At 64.5% G+C, this 18,468-nt stretch carries 21 protein-coding genes; 10 read left to right on the forward strand and 11 right to left on the reverse strand.

Features of this window, described 5'->3' with window-relative positions; all coding sequences use genetic code 11:
* Window positions 1-104: 104 nt before the first annotated feature.
* The 5 genes from ASG57_RS30770 to hslV all read right to left on the reverse strand — a co-directional run bounded on the left by ASG57_RS30770 (window position 105) and on the right by hslV (window position 4,360).
* Window positions 105-1,229 (reverse strand): hypothetical protein, encoded by a 1,125-nt coding sequence (locus ASG57_RS30770; protein WP_057198777.1) that lies wholly within the window; start codon window positions 1,227-1,229, stop codon window positions 105-107.
* 28 nt (window positions 1,230-1,257) lie between these two features.
* The gene (hslU, locus tag ASG57_RS30775; protein ID WP_024338688.1) at window positions 1,258-2,562 is read right to left on the reverse strand and encodes an ATP-dependent protease ATPase subunit HslU; all 1,305 of its coding nucleotides are present in this window, start codon (window positions 2,560-2,562) and stop codon (window positions 1,258-1,260) included.
* 49 nt (window positions 2,563-2,611) lie between these two features.
* Window positions 2,612-3,229 carry a DUF2585 domain-containing protein gene (locus ASG57_RS30780; RefSeq protein ID WP_024338687.1) on the reverse strand — a complete coding sequence of 206 codons (618 nt, stop codon included), beginning with the start codon at window positions 3,227-3,229 and terminating at the stop codon, window positions 2,612-2,614.
* The gene (locus ASG57_RS30785) at window positions 3,226-3,708 is read right to left on the reverse strand and encodes a GNAT family N-acetyltransferase (RefSeq protein WP_057198778.1); all 483 of its coding nucleotides are present in this window, start codon (window positions 3,706-3,708) and stop codon (window positions 3,226-3,228) included. The genes ASG57_RS30780 and ASG57_RS30785 overlap by 4 nt, the downstream gene beginning before the upstream one ends.
* A 91-nt stretch (window positions 3,709-3,799) precedes the next feature.
* Complete coding sequence (gene hslV / locus ASG57_RS30790; RefSeq protein WP_024338686.1) at window positions 3,800-4,360, reverse strand: ATP-dependent protease subunit HslV; 561 nt, start codon at window positions 4,358-4,360, stop codon at window positions 3,800-3,802.
* Window positions 4,361-4,554: 194 nt separating this feature from the next.
* Between hslV and hisB the strand changes: the two genes are divergently transcribed.
* The 8 genes from hisB (at window position 4,555) to ASG57_RS37300 (ending at window position 9,830) form a co-directional block, all read left to right on the forward strand.
* Window positions 4,555-5,148: an imidazoleglycerol-phosphate dehydratase HisB gene (gene hisB / locus ASG57_RS30795; RefSeq protein ID WP_024338685.1), complete on the forward strand. Its 594-nt coding sequence runs from the start codon at window positions 4,555-4,557 to the stop codon at window positions 5,146-5,148.
* Between the two features lie 64 nt (window positions 5,149-5,212).
* The gene (locus ASG57_RS30800; RefSeq protein WP_024338684.1) at window positions 5,213-5,743 is read left to right on the forward strand and encodes a DUF2628 domain-containing protein; all 531 of its coding nucleotides are present in this window, start codon (window positions 5,213-5,215) and stop codon (window positions 5,741-5,743) included.
* A complete protein-coding gene (hisH, locus tag ASG57_RS30805) occupies window positions 5,740-6,390 on the forward strand; it encodes an imidazole glycerol phosphate synthase subunit HisH (protein ID WP_057198779.1) in 651 nt (216 codons plus the stop codon). Before ASG57_RS30800 ends, hisH begins: the two co-directional genes overlap by 4 nt.
* Window positions 6,391-6,463: 73 nt before the next feature.
* A complete protein-coding gene (gene hisA, locus ASG57_RS30810; protein WP_057198780.1) occupies window positions 6,464-7,201 on the forward strand; it encodes a 1-(5-phosphoribosyl)-5-[(5-phosphoribosylamino)methylideneamino]imidazole-4-carboxamide isomerase in 738 nt (245 codons plus the stop codon).
* Window positions 7,202-7,211: 10 nt separating this feature from the next.
* Window positions 7,212-7,985, forward strand: a complete 774-nt coding sequence (gene hisF / locus ASG57_RS30815; RefSeq protein ID WP_057198781.1) for an imidazole glycerol phosphate synthase subunit HisF — start codon at window positions 7,212-7,214, stop codon at window positions 7,983-7,985.
* Window positions 7,986-8,063: 78 nt separating this feature from the next.
* Window positions 8,064-8,387, forward strand: a complete 324-nt coding sequence (locus tag ASG57_RS30820; protein ID WP_024338680.1) for a phosphoribosyl-ATP diphosphatase — start codon at window positions 8,064-8,066, stop codon at window positions 8,385-8,387.
* Window positions 8,388-8,423: 36 nt separating this feature from the next.
* The gene (gene coaA / locus ASG57_RS30825; RefSeq protein WP_024338679.1) at window positions 8,424-9,380 is read left to right on the forward strand and encodes a type I pantothenate kinase; all 957 of its coding nucleotides are present in this window, start codon (window positions 8,424-8,426) and stop codon (window positions 9,378-9,380) included.
* 105 nt (window positions 9,381-9,485) lie between these two features.
* Window positions 9,486-9,830, forward strand: a complete 345-nt coding sequence (locus tag ASG57_RS37300) for a hypothetical protein (RefSeq protein WP_230646615.1) — start codon at window positions 9,486-9,488, stop codon at window positions 9,828-9,830.
* Here the strand turns inward: ASG57_RS37300 and ASG57_RS30835 are convergent.
* The 6 genes from ASG57_RS30835 to ASG57_RS30860 form a co-directional block, all read right to left on the reverse strand.
* On the reverse strand, window positions 9,791-10,816 hold the full coding sequence (locus ASG57_RS30835) for an AI-2E family transporter (protein WP_349510072.1): 1,026 nt from the start codon (window positions 10,814-10,816) through the stop codon (window positions 9,791-9,793). The genes ASG57_RS37300 and ASG57_RS30835 overlap by 40 nt on opposite strands.
* A 312-nt stretch (window positions 10,817-11,128) precedes the next feature.
* Window positions 11,129-11,758 (reverse strand): histidine phosphatase family protein, encoded by a 630-nt coding sequence (locus ASG57_RS30840; protein ID WP_057198783.1) that lies wholly within the window; start codon window positions 11,756-11,758, stop codon window positions 11,129-11,131.
* Window positions 11,759-11,841: 83 nt separating this feature from the next.
* Window positions 11,842-14,085 carry an ATP-binding protein gene (locus ASG57_RS30845; protein WP_057198827.1) on the reverse strand — a complete coding sequence of 748 codons (2,244 nt, stop codon included), beginning with the start codon at window positions 14,083-14,085 and terminating at the stop codon, window positions 11,842-11,844.
* 123 nt (window positions 14,086-14,208) lie between these two features.
* Complete coding sequence (locus tag ASG57_RS30850) at window positions 14,209-14,673, reverse strand: hypothetical protein (protein ID WP_057198784.1); 465 nt, start codon at window positions 14,671-14,673, stop codon at window positions 14,209-14,211.
* 109 nt (window positions 14,674-14,782) lie between these two features.
* Window positions 14,783-16,321: a YifB family Mg chelatase-like AAA ATPase gene (locus ASG57_RS30855; protein WP_057198785.1), complete on the reverse strand. Its 1,539-nt coding sequence runs from the start codon at window positions 16,319-16,321 to the stop codon at window positions 14,783-14,785.
* A gap of 85 nt (window positions 16,322-16,406) precedes the next feature.
* Complete coding sequence (locus ASG57_RS30860) at window positions 16,407-17,285, reverse strand: NYN domain-containing protein (RefSeq protein WP_057198786.1); 879 nt, start codon at window positions 17,283-17,285, stop codon at window positions 16,407-16,409.
* A gap of 191 nt (window positions 17,286-17,476) precedes the next feature.
* On the opposite strand from ASG57_RS30860, the gene ASG57_RS30865 reads away from it, so the two are divergent.
* The gene (locus ASG57_RS30865) at window positions 17,477-17,698 is read left to right on the forward strand and encodes a hypothetical protein (RefSeq protein WP_057198787.1); all 222 of its coding nucleotides are present in this window, start codon (window positions 17,477-17,479) and stop codon (window positions 17,696-17,698) included.
* Between the two features lie 69 nt (window positions 17,699-17,767).
* Window positions 17,768-18,415, forward strand: coding sequence for a hypothetical protein (locus ASG57_RS30870; RefSeq protein ID WP_057198788.1), 648 nt, complete (start codon window positions 17,768-17,770; stop codon window positions 18,413-18,415).
* Window positions 18,416-18,468: the final 53 nt, after the last annotated feature.

Raw genomic sequence — 18,468 nt, forward strand, 5'->3', positions numbered from 1 at the left:
TCTCTCCCCTCGGGGTTCTGATCGCGGATAAAAGCCCTCTCCCCCGACCCTCTCCCGCACGCGGGGGAGGGAGCGCACCTTCCGAGGTTGCGACTGAGCCTCGCCTAGAACGGCCGGATGATTCCGACGCGCGGGATCAGCGTGATGATCACTCCGAAGATGCTCGTCTTCCGGTCCTCCGCCGGGATCAGCGCAGCTTCCTGCTTTGCCGGCAGCATCTTCACCGCATGCAGGATCAGGAACATGCAGACCGCCCAGTTCGAGATCCAGCGCGAATAGTCGAACACCATCGCGAACATCACGACATAGGCGAGGCCGATGCCGATCAGCGCCGCGACGACGAGGCGGCGGTGTGTCTCGCTCGCGAGCGCGCCGATCAGGCGCGCAAGATAGCGCCACAGCGGCGTGTGCAGCCAGATCAGCAGGGCGAACACCGGCACGCCGAGAATGTTGTGCGGCAGGCGGCCCCACGTGTCGGCGATCTCCTTCGCGAGTGGCTGGTACCAGATGTAGCTGAACTGCAGCAGGTCGGTTCGCGACGGATCGACCATCCGGGTTTTCAGATACCCGACGAAGTCCGCTTCGGGGACCGGCATTGTCCCCAGGAACTGCGCCGCAAAGAAGAGTGCTGACGCGACGGCGAGCGCGGTCGCGCCGAACGCGACGTTCCTGCGATTGCAGCCGCAGGCGAGATAATGCCTGATCACGACGATGGTGACGATCGCCGGCACATACATCAGGAGATGAATGTGGTGGATCAGGACGAGAACGATAGAGAACAGCGCGGCCGTCGCCACGAACAGCAGCGAGCCCGCCGGCATCAGCAGCAGGACGATCGCCAGCGCGCAGCCAAAGATGTCGAAATGGCCGAGGGTGTGCATGAAGTTCTTCAAAAAGAACGGCGAGCCCGCGGTGAAGACGAACAGCGGCAGCGTTCCTGCGGTGAAGCCGAAGGTCTTCTGGAACAGCTTGGCATATAGCCCGAGCGTCACCAGCCACGTCGCCCCGCCGAGCGCGAACACCAGCCAGACCGGCACCTTGTCGGTGAATAGCGCGACCACTGCGCCGATCAGCGCGCGCTTGATGAAGCCGAAATGATAGTCAACGAGGAGGTGGATATAGGGGACGTAAGGTGGCAGCTGTATCTTGTGGATGAAGACGCCAACGATGACCGCCGCGTTAATCGCGAGCAGAAGCCGCCACGGATTTTGCACGATGGGTACGGTCACGCCGCATCAATAGCGTGACCGCCCCAAATCACAAAATGAACCGGCTCAGGTCCGCGTTCTTGGCGAGGTCGCCGACGTGCCTCTGCACGAAATCGGCATCCACCTTGACCGTCTCGCCGCTGCGGTCCGGAGCGGTGAAGGAGATCTCGTCCAGCACCCGCTCCATCACGGTCTGCAGCCGCCGCGCCCCGATGTTCTCGACCGTGGAGTTGACGGCGACCGCGACGTCGGCGAGCGCGTCGATCGCGGCGTCGGTGATGTCGAGCGTCACGCCTTCCGTCTGCATCAAGGCGACATATTGCTTGATCAGCGAGGCCTCGGGCTCGGTCAGGATGCGGCGCATGTCGTCGCGGGTCAGCGCCTGCAGCTCGACCCGGATCGGCAGGCGCCCCTGCAATTCCGGCAACAGGTCGGACGGCTTTGCGACGTGGAAGGCGCCGGAGGCGATAAACAGGATGTGGTCGGTCTTGACCGCGCCGTGCTTGGTCGAGACCGTGGTGCCCTCGATCAGCGGCAGGAGGTCGCGTTGCACGCCCTCGCGCGAGACGTCGCCGCCGACGCGGCCGTCGCGAGCGCAGATCTTGTCGATCTCGTCGAGGAACACGATCCCGTTGTTCTCGACCGCGCTGATGGCCTCCAGCGTGAGCTGCTCGGTGTCCAGCAGCTTGTCGGATTCCTCGTTCACCAGGATCTCATGCGAGCTTTCCACCGTCAGCCGTCGTGTCTTGCTGCGGCCGCCGAGCTTGCCGAAGATGTCGCCGATCGAGATGGCGCCCATCTGCGCGCCCGGCATGCCCGGAATCTCGAACATCGGCATGCCGCCGCCGGACGATTGCGTCTCGATCTCGATCTCCTTGTCGTTGAGCTCGCCGGCGCGGAGCTTCTTGCGGAAGGACTCGCGCGTGGCGGAGCTCGCGTTGGCGCCGACCAGCGCGTCGAGCACGCGCTCCTCGGCGGCAAGCTGGGCGCGCGCCTGCACGTCCTTGCGCTTGCGCTCGCGCACCTGCGCGATCGCGACCTCGACGAGATCGCGGATGATCTGCTCGACATCGCGCCCGACATAGCCGACCTCGGTGAACTTGGTCGCTTCCACCTTCAGGAACGGTGCGTTCGCGAGCTTGGCCAGTCGCCGCGCGATCTCGGTCTTGCCGACGCCGGTCGGCCCGATCATCAGGATGTTCTTCGGCAGCACCTCCTCGCGAAGCGAGCCGGTGAGCTGCTGGCGCCGCCAGCGGTTGCGCAGCGCGATCGAGACGGCGCGCTTGGCGTCGCCCTGGCCGACGATGAAACGGTCGAGTTCGGAAACGATTTCGCGGGGGGAGAAGTCTGTCATGTCTGCTTAGCTAGGGCGGGAGGCGGCCTGGGACAAGCCGCATTTTGGGTCAGATGATCGGGGGCCCGGATTGCCATTGCTTCACAGCCTCGATCGGATGGACCAACATCAGGATGTTGAGCGTCAGATTGTCGCGAATGTGGAGCGCCAGCACCATCTCGAAGGCAAGTCCAAGCAGGACGGTCGCACTGGCAGGCAGCGCGCGGGCGGCAAGGAACCCCAGGATCATGGCCAGATTGTCCGAGACCGAATTGACGATGCTGTCGCCGTAATAATCCAGCGAGATCGTGCCGGCGCGATAGCGCTCGATGATGAAAGGTGAGTTCTCGACGATCTCCCAGGCTCCCTCGATCAGCATGGCGATGATCAGCCGGACGGGCCAGGACAAGGGCAGGAACGGCAGCCGCACGAACAGCAGCCAGGTCAGGCCGTAGAACAGGAAGCCATGCAGGACGTGCGAGAATGTGTACCAGTCCGCGACGTGCTGCGAATTCTCCGAGCTGTTCACCACGCCGTGCCACAGCTTGATGGTGCCGCAGGTGCAGATCGGCACGCGTCCCATCAAGAGCAGGATCGAGGCCTGCAGCGCCAGCAGCAGCAGCGCGATGCCGACCCAGGCGAGCGGCGGAAATGCGGTCCTGGCGGCGGGGCTTGCGGCGAGCGTCATGGGTCCCGGATCATCAGGAGCGCGGGACCATCCGGCGTGACGATCTCGTGCTTCGGCACGAATCCAGCTTTCTCATAGGCACGAATCGCGCGTGTATTGGACGGACTCGGGTCTATCACGATGCGCGGCACGTCGCGCGCGAAGAGATGGTCGATGAAGGCGCGGATGAAAGCGGAGCCGTGACCGCATCCGAGCATGTCAGCCTCGCCGATGAACTGGTCGAGGCCACGCGTGCCAGCCGGGTGCGGACCGAAGCTGACGTGCCATTCGCCGAGCTGGTAGCACTGCAGATAGGCCAAGGGCCGATCGTTGTGGCTGACGATGAACTGCGCGAGGTCGGGGTGATCGAGGTCGCCGCCGATGAATTCGAGCGTCTCCGGATCGTGCCACCATTCGGCGACATGCTGGGCGTCCAGCCAGCGCCGGATCAGCGGCATGTCGGCCAAGGTCATCGGGCGGAAGGTGTAGCTTTGAATCATCTAGCGACCACAGCCGTGCTGTGCCCCCTCTCCCGCTTGCAAGCGGGAGAGGTTGCAGGCAGTTCGGAGCTCCGCTGTCCGGCCACAGCCCCTACCCCGTTGCCAGGCTCTCGATGGTCAGATTCCGGTTGGTGTAGACGCAGATGTCGGCGGCGATGTCGAGGGAGCGGCGGACGATGGTCTCGGCGTCCTTGTCGGTGTCGAGCAGGGCCCGAGCCGCGGCCAGCGCGTAATTGCCGCCGGAGCCGATCGCCATCACGCCAGCCTCGGGCTCGAGCACGTCGCCGGTGCCCGTCAGCACCAGGGAGACGTCCTTGTCGGCGACGATCATCATCGCCTCCAGCCGCCGCAGGTAACGGTCGGTGCGCCAGTCCTTGGCGAGCTCCACGGCCGCCCGGGTCAGTTGCCCCGGATATTGCTCGAGCTTGGACTCCAGCCGCTCGAACAGGGTGAAGGCGTCGGCGGTGGCGCCGGCAAAGCCGCCAATGACGTCGCCCTTGCCGAGCTTGCGGACTTTCTTGGCGTTGGACTTGATGACGGTCTGGCCGATCGAGACCTGGCCGTCGCCTCCGACCACCACCCTGCCGCCCTTGCGGACCGTCAAGATCGTGGTGCCGTGCCAGACGGGCGAGCTGTTCTGGGAAGCCTGCATGAATGATCCTCGTTGTCCGGCCTGATTTAGGCGGTGGGGGCCACGGGCACAACGGGCCGTTCCGGCCCTAGATTTCGCTCACCATAGGCGCAAGTGCCGGCCTGCCGCAGCGTTCCCGCAGTAGCGAAGGCGTCATTTGGCTGTTAAAAGACCGCCGTTTTCGGCTCCCTAGCTAGGATGAAAGCCAGCTTTCAATGCGCACCGCGACGATCAAGCGCAAGACCAAGGAAACCGACATCGAGGTCACCGTGAACCTCGATGGCACCGGCGTGGCCAACATCGCGACCGGCATCGGCTTTTTCGACCACATGCTCGATCTCCTTGCCCGCCATTCCCGCATCGACCTCACGGTCAAGGCGGTGGGCGACCTGCACATTGATCATCACCATACCACCGAAGACACCGGCATCGCGCTCGGCCAGGCGGTCAAGCAGGCGCTCGGCAACATGGCGGGCATCACGCGCTATGCCGGCGTGCACATGCCCATGGACGAGACGCTCACGCGCGTGGTCATCGACATCTCGGGCCGCCCGTTCCTGGTGTTCAAGGCCGACTTCCCCCGCGACAAGATCGGTGAGTTCGACACCGAGCTGGTGCGCGAGTGGTTCCAGGCCTTCGCCATCAACGCCGGCGTGACTCTCCACGTCGAGACCCTATATGGCGATAACAGCCACCATATCGCCGAGTCCTGCTTCAAGGGCCTGGCGCGGGCGCTGCGCACCGCCGTTGCGATCGATCCGAAGGCGGCGGGCGAAATCCCGTCCACCAAGGGCTCGCTCGGCGGCTGAACCTCCGTCGGTTGACGAAACGCTGCCGGCGGATCACTGATTTTCTTCAGAACGGGGCATCACCATGCCTGTCTACACAGTTCATGCTCCCTCCCCTGGCGGAGCCGATCTGCGCGCGACCGACAAGTTCGTGTTCGTGCGCGACGGCTTCCATTTCTGGGCGATGATCTTCGGCCCGTTCTGGCTGCTGTGGAACCGGCTCTGGCTGGCGCTGATTGGCTGGGTGCTTTTCACCGCCGCGTTCAGCGCGGGTCTGTCCAGCCTCGGGATCGGCCGCAGCTCGATCGTCTTTGCCAATCTCGTGGTCGCGCTGCTGATGGGCTTCGAGGCATCGAGCCTGCGCCGCTGGACGTTGTCGCGCGGCAAGTGGCGGCAGCTCGATGTCGTGATTGCCGACAACGGCGACACCGCCGAACGCCGCTTCTTCGAGCGCTGGAGCCAGAAGCAGCACGGCATCGTCAACGACCAATGGGCCGTCGACCGCGGCGGCCCGCCGCCGACCCGCAGCACGCCGGGTCAGCAATTCTCGAACCCGCCGCCGATTCCGGCCGGCGGCATCATCGGATTGTTTCCGGAACCGGGAGGATCAAGATGAGCGTTGCCATCATCGATTACGGTTCCGGCAATCTGCATTCCGCCGCGAAGGCCTTCGAGCGCGCCGCGCGCAGCCTGGAGAACCCGCAAAAGGTCTTCGTCACCAGCGATCCCGATCAGGCTTACGAGGCCGACCGCCTGGTGCTGCCGGGCGTCGGCGCCTTCGCCGATTGCCGGCGGGGGCTGGATGCCGTCAACGGCATGGTCGAGGCGATCAACGAGGCGGTGCGCGTCAAGGCGCGGCCGTTCTTCGGCATCTGCGTCGGCATGCAGCTGATGGCAAGCCGCGGCAAGGAGCACGTCATCACCGAAGGCCTGAACTGGATCGGCGGCGACGTCGAGAAGATCAGGCCGCGGGACGAGAGCCTGAAGATCCCGCACATGGGCTGGAATACGCTGGAGGTGCTGCAGGAGCATCCGGTCCTGAACAAGCTGCCGCTCGGCCCGAAGGGCCAGCACGCTTATTTCGTGCATTCCTATCACCTCAATGCCGCCAGCGAGGCGGACGTGCTCGCGCGCGCCGATTATGGTGGGCCCGTGACCGCCATCGTCGGCAAGGACACGGCCATCGGTACGCAATTCCACCCCGAGAAGAGCCAGCGGTTCGGGCTGGCCCTGATCTCGAACTTCCTGCGATGGAAACCGTGACGACTACGACGCCTTCCACGGGGTACATGGGTGGCAGCGCCGTTCTCTCGAGGAGAACGGCAAAAGGTATGACATGATCCTCTTTCCCGCGATTGATCTCAAGAACGGCCAGTGCGTGCGTCTCGAGCAAGGCGACATGGCACGCGCGACCGTGTTCAATCTCAACCCGGCCGCGCAGGCGCAGAGCTTCGTCGAGCAGGGCTTCGAGTATCTCCACGTCGTCGATCTCGACGGCGCCTTCGCCGGCAAGCCGGTGAACGCGCAAGCCGTCGAGGCGATGCTGAAGACGATCAAGATTCCGGTTCAACTCGGCGGCGGCATCCGCGATCTGAAGACCGTCGAAGCCTGGCTCGACAAGGGCATCACCCGCGTCATCATCGGTACCGCCGCGGTGCGCGATCCGGAGTTGGTGAAGTCTGCGGCGAAGAAATTTCCCGGCCGCGTCGCGGTCGGGCTCGACGCGCGCGACGGGAAGGTCGCGGTCGAAGGCTGGGCCGAGACCTCTCAGGTGACGGTGCTCGAGATCGCGCAGCGGTTCGAGGACGCCGGCGTCGCCGCCATCATCTTCACCGACATCGCGCGCGATGGCCTGCTCAAGGGGCTGAACCTCGATGCGACAATTGCGCTGGCCGACGCCATCTCCATTCCCGTGATCGCCTCCGGCGGTCTCGCCTCGATCGAAGACGTGAAAGCCATGCTGATGCCGCGCGCGAAAAAGCTCGCCGGCGCGATCGCCGGGCGCGCGCTCTATGACGGCCGGCTCGATCCCGCCGCCGCCCTCGCTCTGATCCGCGACGCGCGCGCCGCCTAGGAGACATCCGATGTTCAAGGTGCGCGTGATCCCCTGCCTCGACGTCAAGGACGGCCGCGTCGTCAAGGGCGTCAACTTCGTCGATCTCAGGGATGCCGGCGATCCCGTCGAGGCCGCGATCGCCTATGACGCCGCCGGTGCCGACGAGCTCACCTTCCTCGACATCACAGCGACCCATGAGAACCGCGGCATCATGCTCGATGTGGTCCGGCGCACGGCGGAAGCCTGCTTCATGCCCGTCACGGTCGGCGGCGGTGTGCGCGAGGTCAACGACATCAAGACGCTGCTGCGCGCCGGCGCCGACAAGGTTTCGATCAACAGCGCGGCGGTGTCGCGACGCGAGTTCGTCAAGGAAGCCGCCGAGAAATTCGGCGAGCAGTGCGTGGTGGTCGCGATCGACGCCAAGCGCGTCAAGCGCCCCGGCGGCGACCGCTGGGAGATCTTCACCCATGGCGGCCGCAACTCGACCGGCATCGACGCGGTCGAATATGCCCAGGAAGTGGTCTCGCTCGGCGCCGGCGAGATCCTGCTCACGTCGATGGATCGCGACGGCACCAGGCAGGGATTCGACATCCCGCTGACCCGGGCGATCGCCGACAGCGTTCCCGTTCCCGTCATTGCCTCTGGCGGCGTCGGCAATCTCGATCATCTCGTCGACGGTATCCGCGACGGGCACGCCACCGCGGTGCTCGCCGCCTCGATCTTCCATTTCGGGGAATTCACCATCCGCGAAGCCAAGGAGCACATGGCGCGACGGGGACTGCCGATGCGCCTCGATGCCTGACGACTCCGGTTCATAAGAATGCTACGCTCGCAGCCGCGAACGGCCGCCGTGGTCCCGTGTGTTTTTTGAGTAAGTCCGATGCAGCGTTTCACGATTCATGATCTGGCCGAGACCATCGATGCCCGCGCGGCTTCCGGCGGCGAAGCGTCCTATACCCGCAAGCTCCTCGACAAGGGCGCCGAGCATTGCGCCAAGAAGTTCGGCGAGGAAGCAGTCGAAACTGTAATCGCTGCAGTCGAAAACGATCGCGCGCATCTGATAGCTGAAAGTGCCGATCTGCTCTATCATTTCCTTGTGCTGTTGAAGGCACGCGGCATAAAGCTGGAGGAGGTCGAGGCCGCGCTGGAGAAGCGGACCTCGATGTCGGGGTTGGAAGAGAAAGCGTCGCGCAAGGGCGGCTAGGCTAGGGCGAACAGTTCGCAACGGAAAGACCGCGTCATGGATATCCGCGCACCCGAGCAGCAGTATAATCCGTACCGCGTCTACACGCGCGAGCAGTGGGCGCGCTTGCGCGATGATACGCCGATGACGCTGGAGCCGGGCGAGTTCGACCGGCTGCGCTCGCTGCACGATCGCCTCGACCTCCAGGAGGTCGAGGACATCTATCTTCCGCTGTCGCGCTTGTTGTCGATCTATGTCGATGCGATGCAGCGCCTGTATTACGCAGAGCGCCAGTTCCTCAACATCCGCGACCGCAAGGTGCCCTACATCATCGGCGTCGCCGGCTCGGTCGCGGTCGGAAAGTCCACCACCGCCCGCGTGCTCCAGGCGCTGCTGGCGCGCTGGTCGCCGCGTCCGAAGGTCGAGCTGATCACCACTGACGGATTTCTCTATCCCAATGCGGTGCTGGAGCGGCACGGCATGATGCAGAAGAAGGGCTTTCCGGAGAGCTACGATCTGCCGCTGCTGCTCAGCTTCCTCTCCGACATCAAGGCCGGGCGCCGCCATGTGCGCGCGCCGGTCTATTCGCATCTGACCTATGACATCGTGCCCAACCAGTGGGCCGAGATCGACCAGCCCGACATCCTGATCGTCGAGGGCGTCAACGTGCTGCAAACCGGCAAGCTGCCGCGTGACGGCAAGGCGGTGCCTGTCGTCTCCGACTTCTTCGACTTCTCGGTCTATATCGACGCCGACGAAGTGGCGCTGCGGCAATGGTACATCAAGCGCTTCCTGGCCCTGCGCGACACCGCTTTCACCGATCCGAAATCCTATTTCAACCGCTACGCGCTGCTGTCGGACGAGGAAGCCACCGCCACAGCGATCGCGATCTGGGAGCGCACCAACCTCGCCAATCTCGAGGACAACATCCTGCCGACCCGCCCACGCGCGACGCTGATTCTCAAGAAGGGCGCCGACCACACGGTCGAGAGCGTGGCGCTCAGGCGGCTGTAATTCACGGCGATGAATGTGGGTCTTGGCAGTTCAGTCAGAGTATCTTTTGATGCAGACCGGCCAACGGTATTCCGCTAACTCTCGCAAAACGGCGGGGAGGACACCATGGTTGATCGTCTCAGGAGCGCTGCGGAGCAGCTGGAAGCCCCGACCTGCCCAGACTGCCATGTGGAGATGAAGTGGTTCCGCTCGGAACTGCTCGCAGACGAGCCAACCCCGGTCATCGCGCATCTCTTCGTGTGCCCGCACTGCAAGCGCGCGGCGCAGGCAGACACCATCTTCCGAGGAAGCCAGGCGCCGCCCGACAAGCTGTCCGCGCCCCGGTTTATCGCCAACGCCACATCATTCCGGATCGGGCGGATCCCAAACCCGGCTGGTGCCGAGCGTCCGTTCGCGCCGCGGAATGACGGTCACTTCCGGGCCTCCTGCGGCACTTTCGAGCCGACATAGATGTGCCACGCCGTCAGGAACATCGCGGCGACGAGCGGGCCGATGACGAAGCCGTTCGCGCCGAAACTCGCAAGGCCGCCCAAGGTGGCAAGCAGAACGACGTAGCTCGGCATCTGGATCGACTGGCCGACCAGGATCGGGCGGAGAAAATTATCCGCAAGGCCAATCACGAAGGTGCCGAAAGCGAGCAGGATGAGACCCTTCGTGACTGCGCCCGACACGAGCAGGTAGAGCGCGACCGGAACCCAGACCAGGGCGGACCCGAGCACGGGCAGCAGCGAGACCAGCGCCATGAGCGCGCCGGCCAGCAGCGGCGCAGTCAACCCGAGCAGCCAGAAGATGAGCCCGCCCAGCGCACCCTGAATGAGGGCGACGAGAACGATCCCCTTGATCGTTCCGCGAACCGCGAGGGTGAAGGCATCGAGAATCTCGTTGGTGTGGCCTGGGCGGAGCGGAAGTGCGTCGCGAATGCGTGCGTTGAGCTCTTCACCGTCACGCAGCAGGAAAAACAGCAGATACAACATCACGAGCAGGCTTGCGACGAACTCCACCGTCAACTGTCCGATGTTGAGCGCATGCCCGGCAAGCTGTTGCCCGGCTGGGACGACCAGACCCGACAGGCGTTCCCTAAGGGCCGAAAAATCAATGCCGACCAGACGATCCGACAGGGAAGCAGCCCAGCCCGGCAGCGCGGATTTCAGCTGCTGCAGGGGATGAGCGAAACTGATCTCCCCGCTTTGGATGCGCTGATACAGCTCCGCTCCCTGGTCGACGAGCGAAGCGACCACGATCGCCACAGGTATCAGGACCATCACGATGACGACGATGACCGTGAACAACGCCGCGAGATTGTCCCTTCCCGGGAGGGTTTCCAGCACGCGTCGATAAAGCGGAGCGAAAATGATGGCCAGCAGCGTGGCCCATAGCAATGCGCCGGAGAATGGCCAGAGCACCCACCCGAAAGCAACGGAGATCGCCGCCAGCAAGATGAGGAATGAACGGTCTTCTGATGTTCTCACGTGGTCGCCAGCCTTTCGGTCGCTCGTCATGACACGTCCGTATCACAGCATCGTGGCGGAGCGGCAAGTCACGCCGGCCCGATTGTTCCGCTGCGTCGCCGCGGCGTTTGGGCACCGGTTTGCCGAGATCTGGCCGGAACATTCGCTCGTGAACCCGCCCGGTGCTGGCCGCCAGCCCGCCAGCTCTGACAGTGCGTCAGAACGTCCTTGCGGCGATCGGCCGTGAGATGGTCCGGACTTTCCTTCGCGCCGGCCGTTCGGGCGGAGCTACGCCGCCCATCACTGGCCGGGCTTCGCGGTCCAATCCACGATCTTGATGCGTCCCGCAAAGCCGGCGGGCCCGGAATCGCTGGCCTTGTAGACGAAAGCTTCGCCTTCCTGCACGTTGCCGGCCTCCTTGCCGAAGGCGTCGGCAATGTTCGTCTTGTGGGTGACCAGGAATGTGTTGGTGCCTGGCTTCGGCGGTGCATCGACGAGCTGGCGCACGGCCTGCCCGGCCTTAGCATTGGTACCAGTCGGGTTTGCCATTCCGGATGCGCTGGCGTTGCTGCTGTCCGTGAGCGCATCCACCGGCTTGACCTCCCGGCCCGAGATCAGCTTGCCGGCCTCGACCGCGCGGTTCAGCCTGCTGGTGTAGACATCGCCGACCGGGATCGCGAGGTCCTTGATAGCTGTTCCGATCTGGCGCGCCATGTCCCTGCCCTTGTCGCTGAGCTGACGCTGGGCGCTCATGTCGTCGAACTTGAAGGGATAGACATCCTTCTGGGTGTCGTCGGTCGCCGTGTGCCGGAAGATCAGGACGTAGCCGCCTTGCTTGAGGGAAGAGATGAGTTCCGGCGTATCGGCTGCGGCGTGTTGGGAGATGCCGGCGAAGAGAGCAATGAGTGCGAGGCGGCAAAGCACGTTCATGCGCAATATCCTCTATTGCAAAATGCCCCGGAGGATGTTGACGCGCAACGTGGCCGATTTCAATTACGGATTGTCGGTCGAGATCAGGTTCCCGCCGGACTCGGGACCGCCACCGGCCGGGACGCCGCCAGCCCCGCCAGCGCCTCCTCGAGCTTTTCGCGATCGAGCGGCTTGATCAGGAATCCGTTCATGCCGGCCTCGAAGCAGGCATAGCGATCCTCCACGAGCGTGTTGGCGGTGAGCGCCAGGATCGGTGTTTGGTGGCCGCCGGTGGCGGCCTCCTGGGCCCGGATGCGTTTTGTGGCCTCGATGCCGTCGAGCTGCGGCATCTGAATGTCCATCAGCACGAGATCGTAGGGCGTGCCGGCGGACGAGGCAGCGAGCCAGGATTCCAGCGCGGTCTCGCCGTTGATCGCAATGACGACGCGGTGGCCGAGCTTGGTCAGCAGCGAGCGCATCAGCAATGCGTTGATCTCGTTGTCTTCGGCGACGAGGATCGCCAGGCCTTTCGCCGGTGCTATGCCGGCGGACGACGCCGGCGGTTCCGGCGCGAGATCGGGCGAGGCGACCTCAGCCGTCAGGGCGAGGCGTGCGGCAAGCGAGGCCGCGCGCAGCGGCTTCACCAGGAAGCCGGTGAACGCCGGCGACAGCTTGTCGTGGCGCGAGCTCGGCGTCAGCAGCACGAGGCGCTGCAGAGCATGCGCGCGGGCCGCCTCACCCAGACGGTCGGCAATGGCAGGACCGATCTCGCGATCGATCAGCACCGCATGCCATGAGCGTTCCGGCAGCAATGCCTCGGCGACCGCCGCATCTGCAACCATGCAGGTCTGGCCGCCCCAGCGCTCGAGCCGCCGCGCGATCAAGGATGCCTCGATGCCGGCGGCGACGAGGAGGATTGACTTGCCAGAGAGGTCGGGGCTGGGAAAAGCCGTCTGCGCGGCGTTGGCCTGCGAGGACGGCAGCGGCACCGCGACCTCGAAGGTCGAGCCCTTGCCCGGTTCGCTTTCGAGCGTGATCCGGCCGCCCATGCGCTTGACGATGCGCTCGCTGATGGAAAGCCCGAGCCCGGTGCCGCCATAGGTGCGGGCGACCCGCTCGTCGGCCTGCTCGAACTCGCGGAAGATGCGCTGCTGGGCCTCGGCTGCGATGCCGATGCCGGTGTCGCGGACCAGGAAGCTGATCTCGTTCGGCCAGATGCCTGGCTCGACGATCAGCGCAACGCCGCCGCTTGCGGTGAACTTGATGGCATTGCCTGCGAGGTTGAGCAGCACCTGGCGCAGCCGCGCGGCGTCGCCGACCACCTCCAGCGGGAGGCGCTCGTCGACATAGGCTGCGATCTCGAGGGACTTCGCCTGCGCGCGGGGCGCGAGCAGCTCGGTGATCTCCTCGACCAAACTCGAGAGGCCGAAGGGACGTTGGTCGAGGTCGAGCTTGCCGGCCTCGATCTTGGAATAGTCGAGCAGTTCCTCGATCAGCGCCATCAGGGCTTCGCCCGAGGTCTTCACCGCCCTGGCATAGGTCGCCTGCTCCGGTGTCAGATTGGTGTCGAGCAGGAGGCCGCCCATGCCGATGATGCCATTCAGGGGCGTGCGGATCTCGTGCGAGGCCATTGCGAGGAAGCGCGATTTGGCCCGGTTGGCTGCATCGGCCTGGTCGCGCGCGTCGGACAATGCGCGTTCGCTCTCGGTCCGGTCGGTGACGTCGCGCCCCACGCTCTGCAGTTCGGCGGGCTGTCCGGCATCGGCGCGGACATAGCCCTCGCGCCAGGCGATCCAGCGCGCGCCGAGCGGGGTCGCGATCTTCTGGTCGTGGATGCGCGTGCCGTTGCTCTCGCGCGCGCTGTCGCCCTGCTCCAGCACGTCGAAATCGAACCGCGTGCCGACCAACGCGCTGCGCGCCTGTCCTGCGAGTGCGCAATAGGCCTCGTTGGCAAAGGTGATGCGGCCGCTGGTATCGCGCAGCACGATGAGATCGCCCTGCTGCTCGAACAGGCTGCGCGCTCGTTCTTCCGCTTCCTTCAGCTCCCAATTGCGGTCGATCAACGCCTCATTGTGGGCGGCGAGCGTTCGCAGCCGTTTGTTGACGAAGCGCAGACGTATGCTCAGCGTCGCAAGGCCGAGGCAGGCGAGCGCGAACAGGAAGCTCGCACCGATCGCAAATGCGTGCGGATCGTAACCGGCGTTCTCGGACCGGCTGCCGGACACGAAGCCATAAGCGCCGCCGAACGTCGCCGAGAAAATCAGGAAGGAGCGGATCGCGAAGGCCAGCCTGGGATGCTGGCGCCTGAAGCGGCGCATGCGCACCTTGATCCGGAACGTCCGACCCATCGCCATCGACCCCGACTCTCGCCTGAAACCCCGCTGCCGCGGGCGACGATGGCGCGTCGACCTTGCGAACAACTTGAGGCCTTCGCACTGCCTCCAAACAGGGTTGACGAGATGTTAACGGCTTTACAGCGAGGCCGCCTGGAGATGGCGCTGGCCGCCGCGGGCGCCGACGATCAGTGCCGCCGCCTCGCGCTGCGAGAACGTTTTCGAGCGCACATAGATGCGGTAATCCGCCGGTCCTTCGCTGGAGAGATAGATCACCTGGCCGCCATCGACGGGCTGGGCAGCAATCGAGACGAGTCGCGTCGACGGATTGGCCTGGCAGGAGTCCGGCTCGGAACCAAGGCCGTCCACCACGGTGAAGTCCGCCGTGTCCGCGTCGTCGGTGATCCGGACCCGCACCGTGGCTCGCGCGGGATCGTCGGTGAAGGCGACATGCACGCCAGCAGTCCAGAACAGGGGCGTGAGCTCCACCGTTGTTTCGCCAAGCGCGATGCAGGGATGCGAAACCGACCCGATCTCTGCGCGGGCGAACACCGCAGCGGCCAACAGGGGAACGACCGAGGCCAGGAACTTGAAACGCAACATGACGCTGTACTCGCCGGGCCCTTGTGAACTTACGACCGAAACGCGTTGGGCCTTATGGTTTGCAGAGCGTAAAGGAAACTCGTTACCGCCGGGTTGATGCGCAAGGCGCTCAAGCCATCTGCCGCACATCCTCCGCGAGCGCGCGGTAGGACAAGGCTTCGGCGAGGTGCAGTCGGCCGATCTTGTCGGAATGATCGAGGTCCGCCAGGGTGCGCGCCACCCGCAGCACGCGGTGATAGCCGCGTGCCGACAGGCGCATGGTTTCGGCGGCGTCGCGCAGCAGCTTTTGGCCTTGCGCATCCGGCCTTGCGATCTCCTCCAGCACGGAGGCGGGCGCCTCGGCATTGGTGCGAATGTGGGGCAGGCCCGCGTCCGCATAGCGCGCGAGCTGGATGTCGCGCGCCGCCGCCACGCGCGCGGCGACCTCGGCTGATCCTTCGGCCGGCGGCGGCAGGATCAGGTCGGCCGCGGTCACGGCCGGCACCTCGATGCGCAGGTCGATGCGGTCCATCAGGGGACCGGAGATGCGCGCCTGGTAGTCGCCGGTGCAGCGGTCGATGCGGCCGCGCTTGCAGGCATAGCCGGGCTCGAACGCATTGCCGCAGCGGCAGGGATTCATCGCGGCGACCAGCATGAAGCGGGCGGGGTAGGTCACGCGGTGATTGGCGCGCGACACCGCGACCTCGCCGTTCTCCAGCGGCTGGCGCAGCGAATCCAGCACGCGCGGATCGAACTCCGGCAATTCGTCGAGGAACAGCACGCCCTGATGCGCCAGCGAGATCTCGCCGGGCTTGGCGCGCATGCCGCCGCCGGTGAGCGCGGCCATGCTGGCGGAATGATGCGGCGAGCGGAACGGCCGCCTGGCCGTCAGCGCGCCGCCCTCGATCTCGCCGGCCACGGAGGCGATCATGGAGACTTCGAGCAGCTCGCCCGGCGACAGCGGCGGCAGGATCGAGGGCAGCCGCGCCGCCAGCATCGACTTGCCGGCCCCTGGCGCGCCGATCATGAGCAAATGATGCCCGCCGGCGGCTGCGATCTCCAGCGCCCGCTTGGCACTCTCCTGGCCCTTGATGTCGCGCAGGTCGAGCGTGGAGGCGGCGGCCTCGTGCACCTTCGGCGAGGGCCGCGACAGCACCTGCGTGCCCTTGAAATGGTTGGCGATCTGGATCAGCGAACTCGCCGCGATGATCTGGATGTCCGGGCTCGCCCACGCCGCCTCGGAGCCGCAGGCCGCGGGGCAGATCAGCCCTTCCTCGCGCGAATTGGCGCCGATCGCCGCGGGAAGAACGCCGGCCACCGGCGCGATCGAGCCGTCGAGACCGAGCTCGCCGAGCACGGTGAAGCCGGCCAGCGCATCCGGCGGGATGGCGCCGATCGCCGCCATCAGCCCGAGCGCGATCGGCAGGTCGTAATGGCTGCCTTCCTTGGGCAGGTCGGCCGGGGCCAGATTGACGATGATCCGCCGCGCCGGCAGTGCCAGCCCCGAGGCGATCAGCGCCGCGCGCACCCGCTCGCGCGCCTCCGACACCGCCTTGTCCGGCAGGCCGACGATGGCAAAGGCCGGCAGGCCGGGGGCGACCTGAACCTGCACATCGACCGCGCGGGCCTCGATCCCCTCAAAGGCGACGGTGGAAACCCGCTGAACCATGCTCGAACCAGCCTGCCCGTTCTTTCACAATCGAGGGTAGCAGCAAGCGCCCCGCCTCGGTGGTGCCTCAGTTTGAATTTGTGAGCTAGTTCTTTCTGGAAAACATGCCACGCCGAGGCGAGCCGTTTTTTCTAACCGCGCTGCTGAACGCCTCGCGCGCTTGGCGACGCTCTTCAAGCGAAAGATCGCGGCCTAGTTCAGCACGGCATTGACCAAGCAGCTTCCCATCAAACTCCGGCGGGACGCCACGCTGCGTGGCCCAGTATTCATGAATGCCCTTAATTCCCTCGGCGTCTATCGACGCTACGATGGAGGCGGCCACACGCGAGATTCGATCGTCACCAGAAGAGGTTTGGACTTCAACGTGAGCGACTTCAGCCCAGGCCTCAGTTGCAGCTCCTAATGTCCCGCTTGATTGTACAGACGGACGCACGACAAGAAACTTGGCGACATCAGCTTTTTCCAGAACGGATGTTGTATCAGCCTCTTGCATCAGAGCTTTAGATTGTGACCCTCGCGCTGGCTCTATTCCAAGCAAGTGGACGCGAACGCCATAGTTCTGGGCAATTTGAACGCCAACACGAACATCTTCATCGCCTGACAACAGAACCGCATCTGTTATGGCCCCCAGACGAGCCAATTCGATTAGATCGGTGACGATCAGCGAATCGACCCCCTTTTGCTCTCCAGCACTGTTGAGTAAACCCAAGCGCACCTTGACGTTATCCAAGTGCGCCATCCTGTCTTGGTCTATCGTAGGTCCTTTAAAGCTGGCTCCGTCGTACCAGTAGATGCGAAGCAATTCGCAGTCCGTCGCACGCTCAGTAAAAACTCTGAGAAGCTCGCTAATGGCCGCTTCCGGCGTCAAATCCAAAATGGAGCGGGGTTTTTTACTGCCCGTGAGCGCCACACCGCCTTGGGCAAACAGATAGCCCGCATCGACGAAGACCGCCCCTCGTTTCATGTCGCGCCCCCCCAAAAAATAAATAAGGGCTCCCGCAGGAGCCCTCTGTATGCTCGCAGTTCCTGTTAAATCTAGTAGGTTCTGCGAGGTAGCCGCCTATATACGCTTAGAACGAGAAACCCGCAATAGGGTTCAAGCACCGCCAAAAGTTAAAATTTGTTAACCAATATCAATGGCTTAGAGAAAGCTCCATGCCCAAGGGTCCAAAAGGCGAGAAGCGCCACGCCGACACCGTACAGAACGCCATGCTGATCGGCAGGATCGCGACCGGCGAGGTGGAGGACACCCCTAGCAAGGCCCCGAACCGGGCTAAGGGCGGCGCCGTTGGCGGCAAAGCCCGGGCTGGCGCGCTTTCTCCCGAACGTCGGAGCGAGATTGGCAAGAAAGCTGCGCAAAAGCGTTGGGAATCGTAAACCCTACCCTTGTATCCGTTGTGTAGAACATCTACAAGGAACCCATCCGGTCGAATCGGGTGGACGTAGATGGACGACGATGTTCGCAGGACTGCCGCCAAGGCGGTCGTCGATAAGTACAACGATCTGATGACGCAGCGCGCGGACGCGCTTCGCCGTCGGTCTGACATCGACCGCGAAATTCGTGGGTTTGATCGCGCCTTGTTCGATTGCCGCGCTGCCGGCCGTCTATTCGGGGTCGATATTGCTTTGCCGGAGGACGTGAAGCCGGCGATGATCGTGAGACCGCCGAACTCGAATAGGCTGGCCAGCATGTGGCGCCCTTCAGAAAAGGCGCCGAGCTTATTTGAGGACGCTGCGCCGCGGATCGTGGGCACTGCAGCTATCCCCAACCCAGCCCCTCCGGCCCCACCCGTGCCTACCGTAGCGTCTACGACGCTCACAGCGGGCGCAGAGCCGTCAATCCGCGACTTAATCCTGCTCTACCTGAAGCAGGCCGGCGCCAAAGGCGAAAAAGCGTCGCTGATGCGGCGGAAGGTCGAGACCTTCCTTAATCGCCAAATCCACTACAAAACCATTGGGATGAGCCTCTATCGGCTCTCCAAGGAGACACCGCCGATGGTGCGGCGTGAGGGCCAAACTTGGTTCCTCGTCCCGTCGGCGGCAGAAGCGAAAGACCCCGGTGCTGCTACACCAGGGTCCTTAGAAGGGAGGTGAAGGCGATGGGTAAGCACCGCTACGACACCAGCTAGTTCTGATCGTGACCGGCT

The organism is Bradyrhizobium sp. Leaf396, from assembly GCF_001424605.1.
Classification (GTDB): Bacteria; Pseudomonadota; Alphaproteobacteria; order Rhizobiales; family Xanthobacteraceae; genus Bradyrhizobium; species Bradyrhizobium japonicum_C.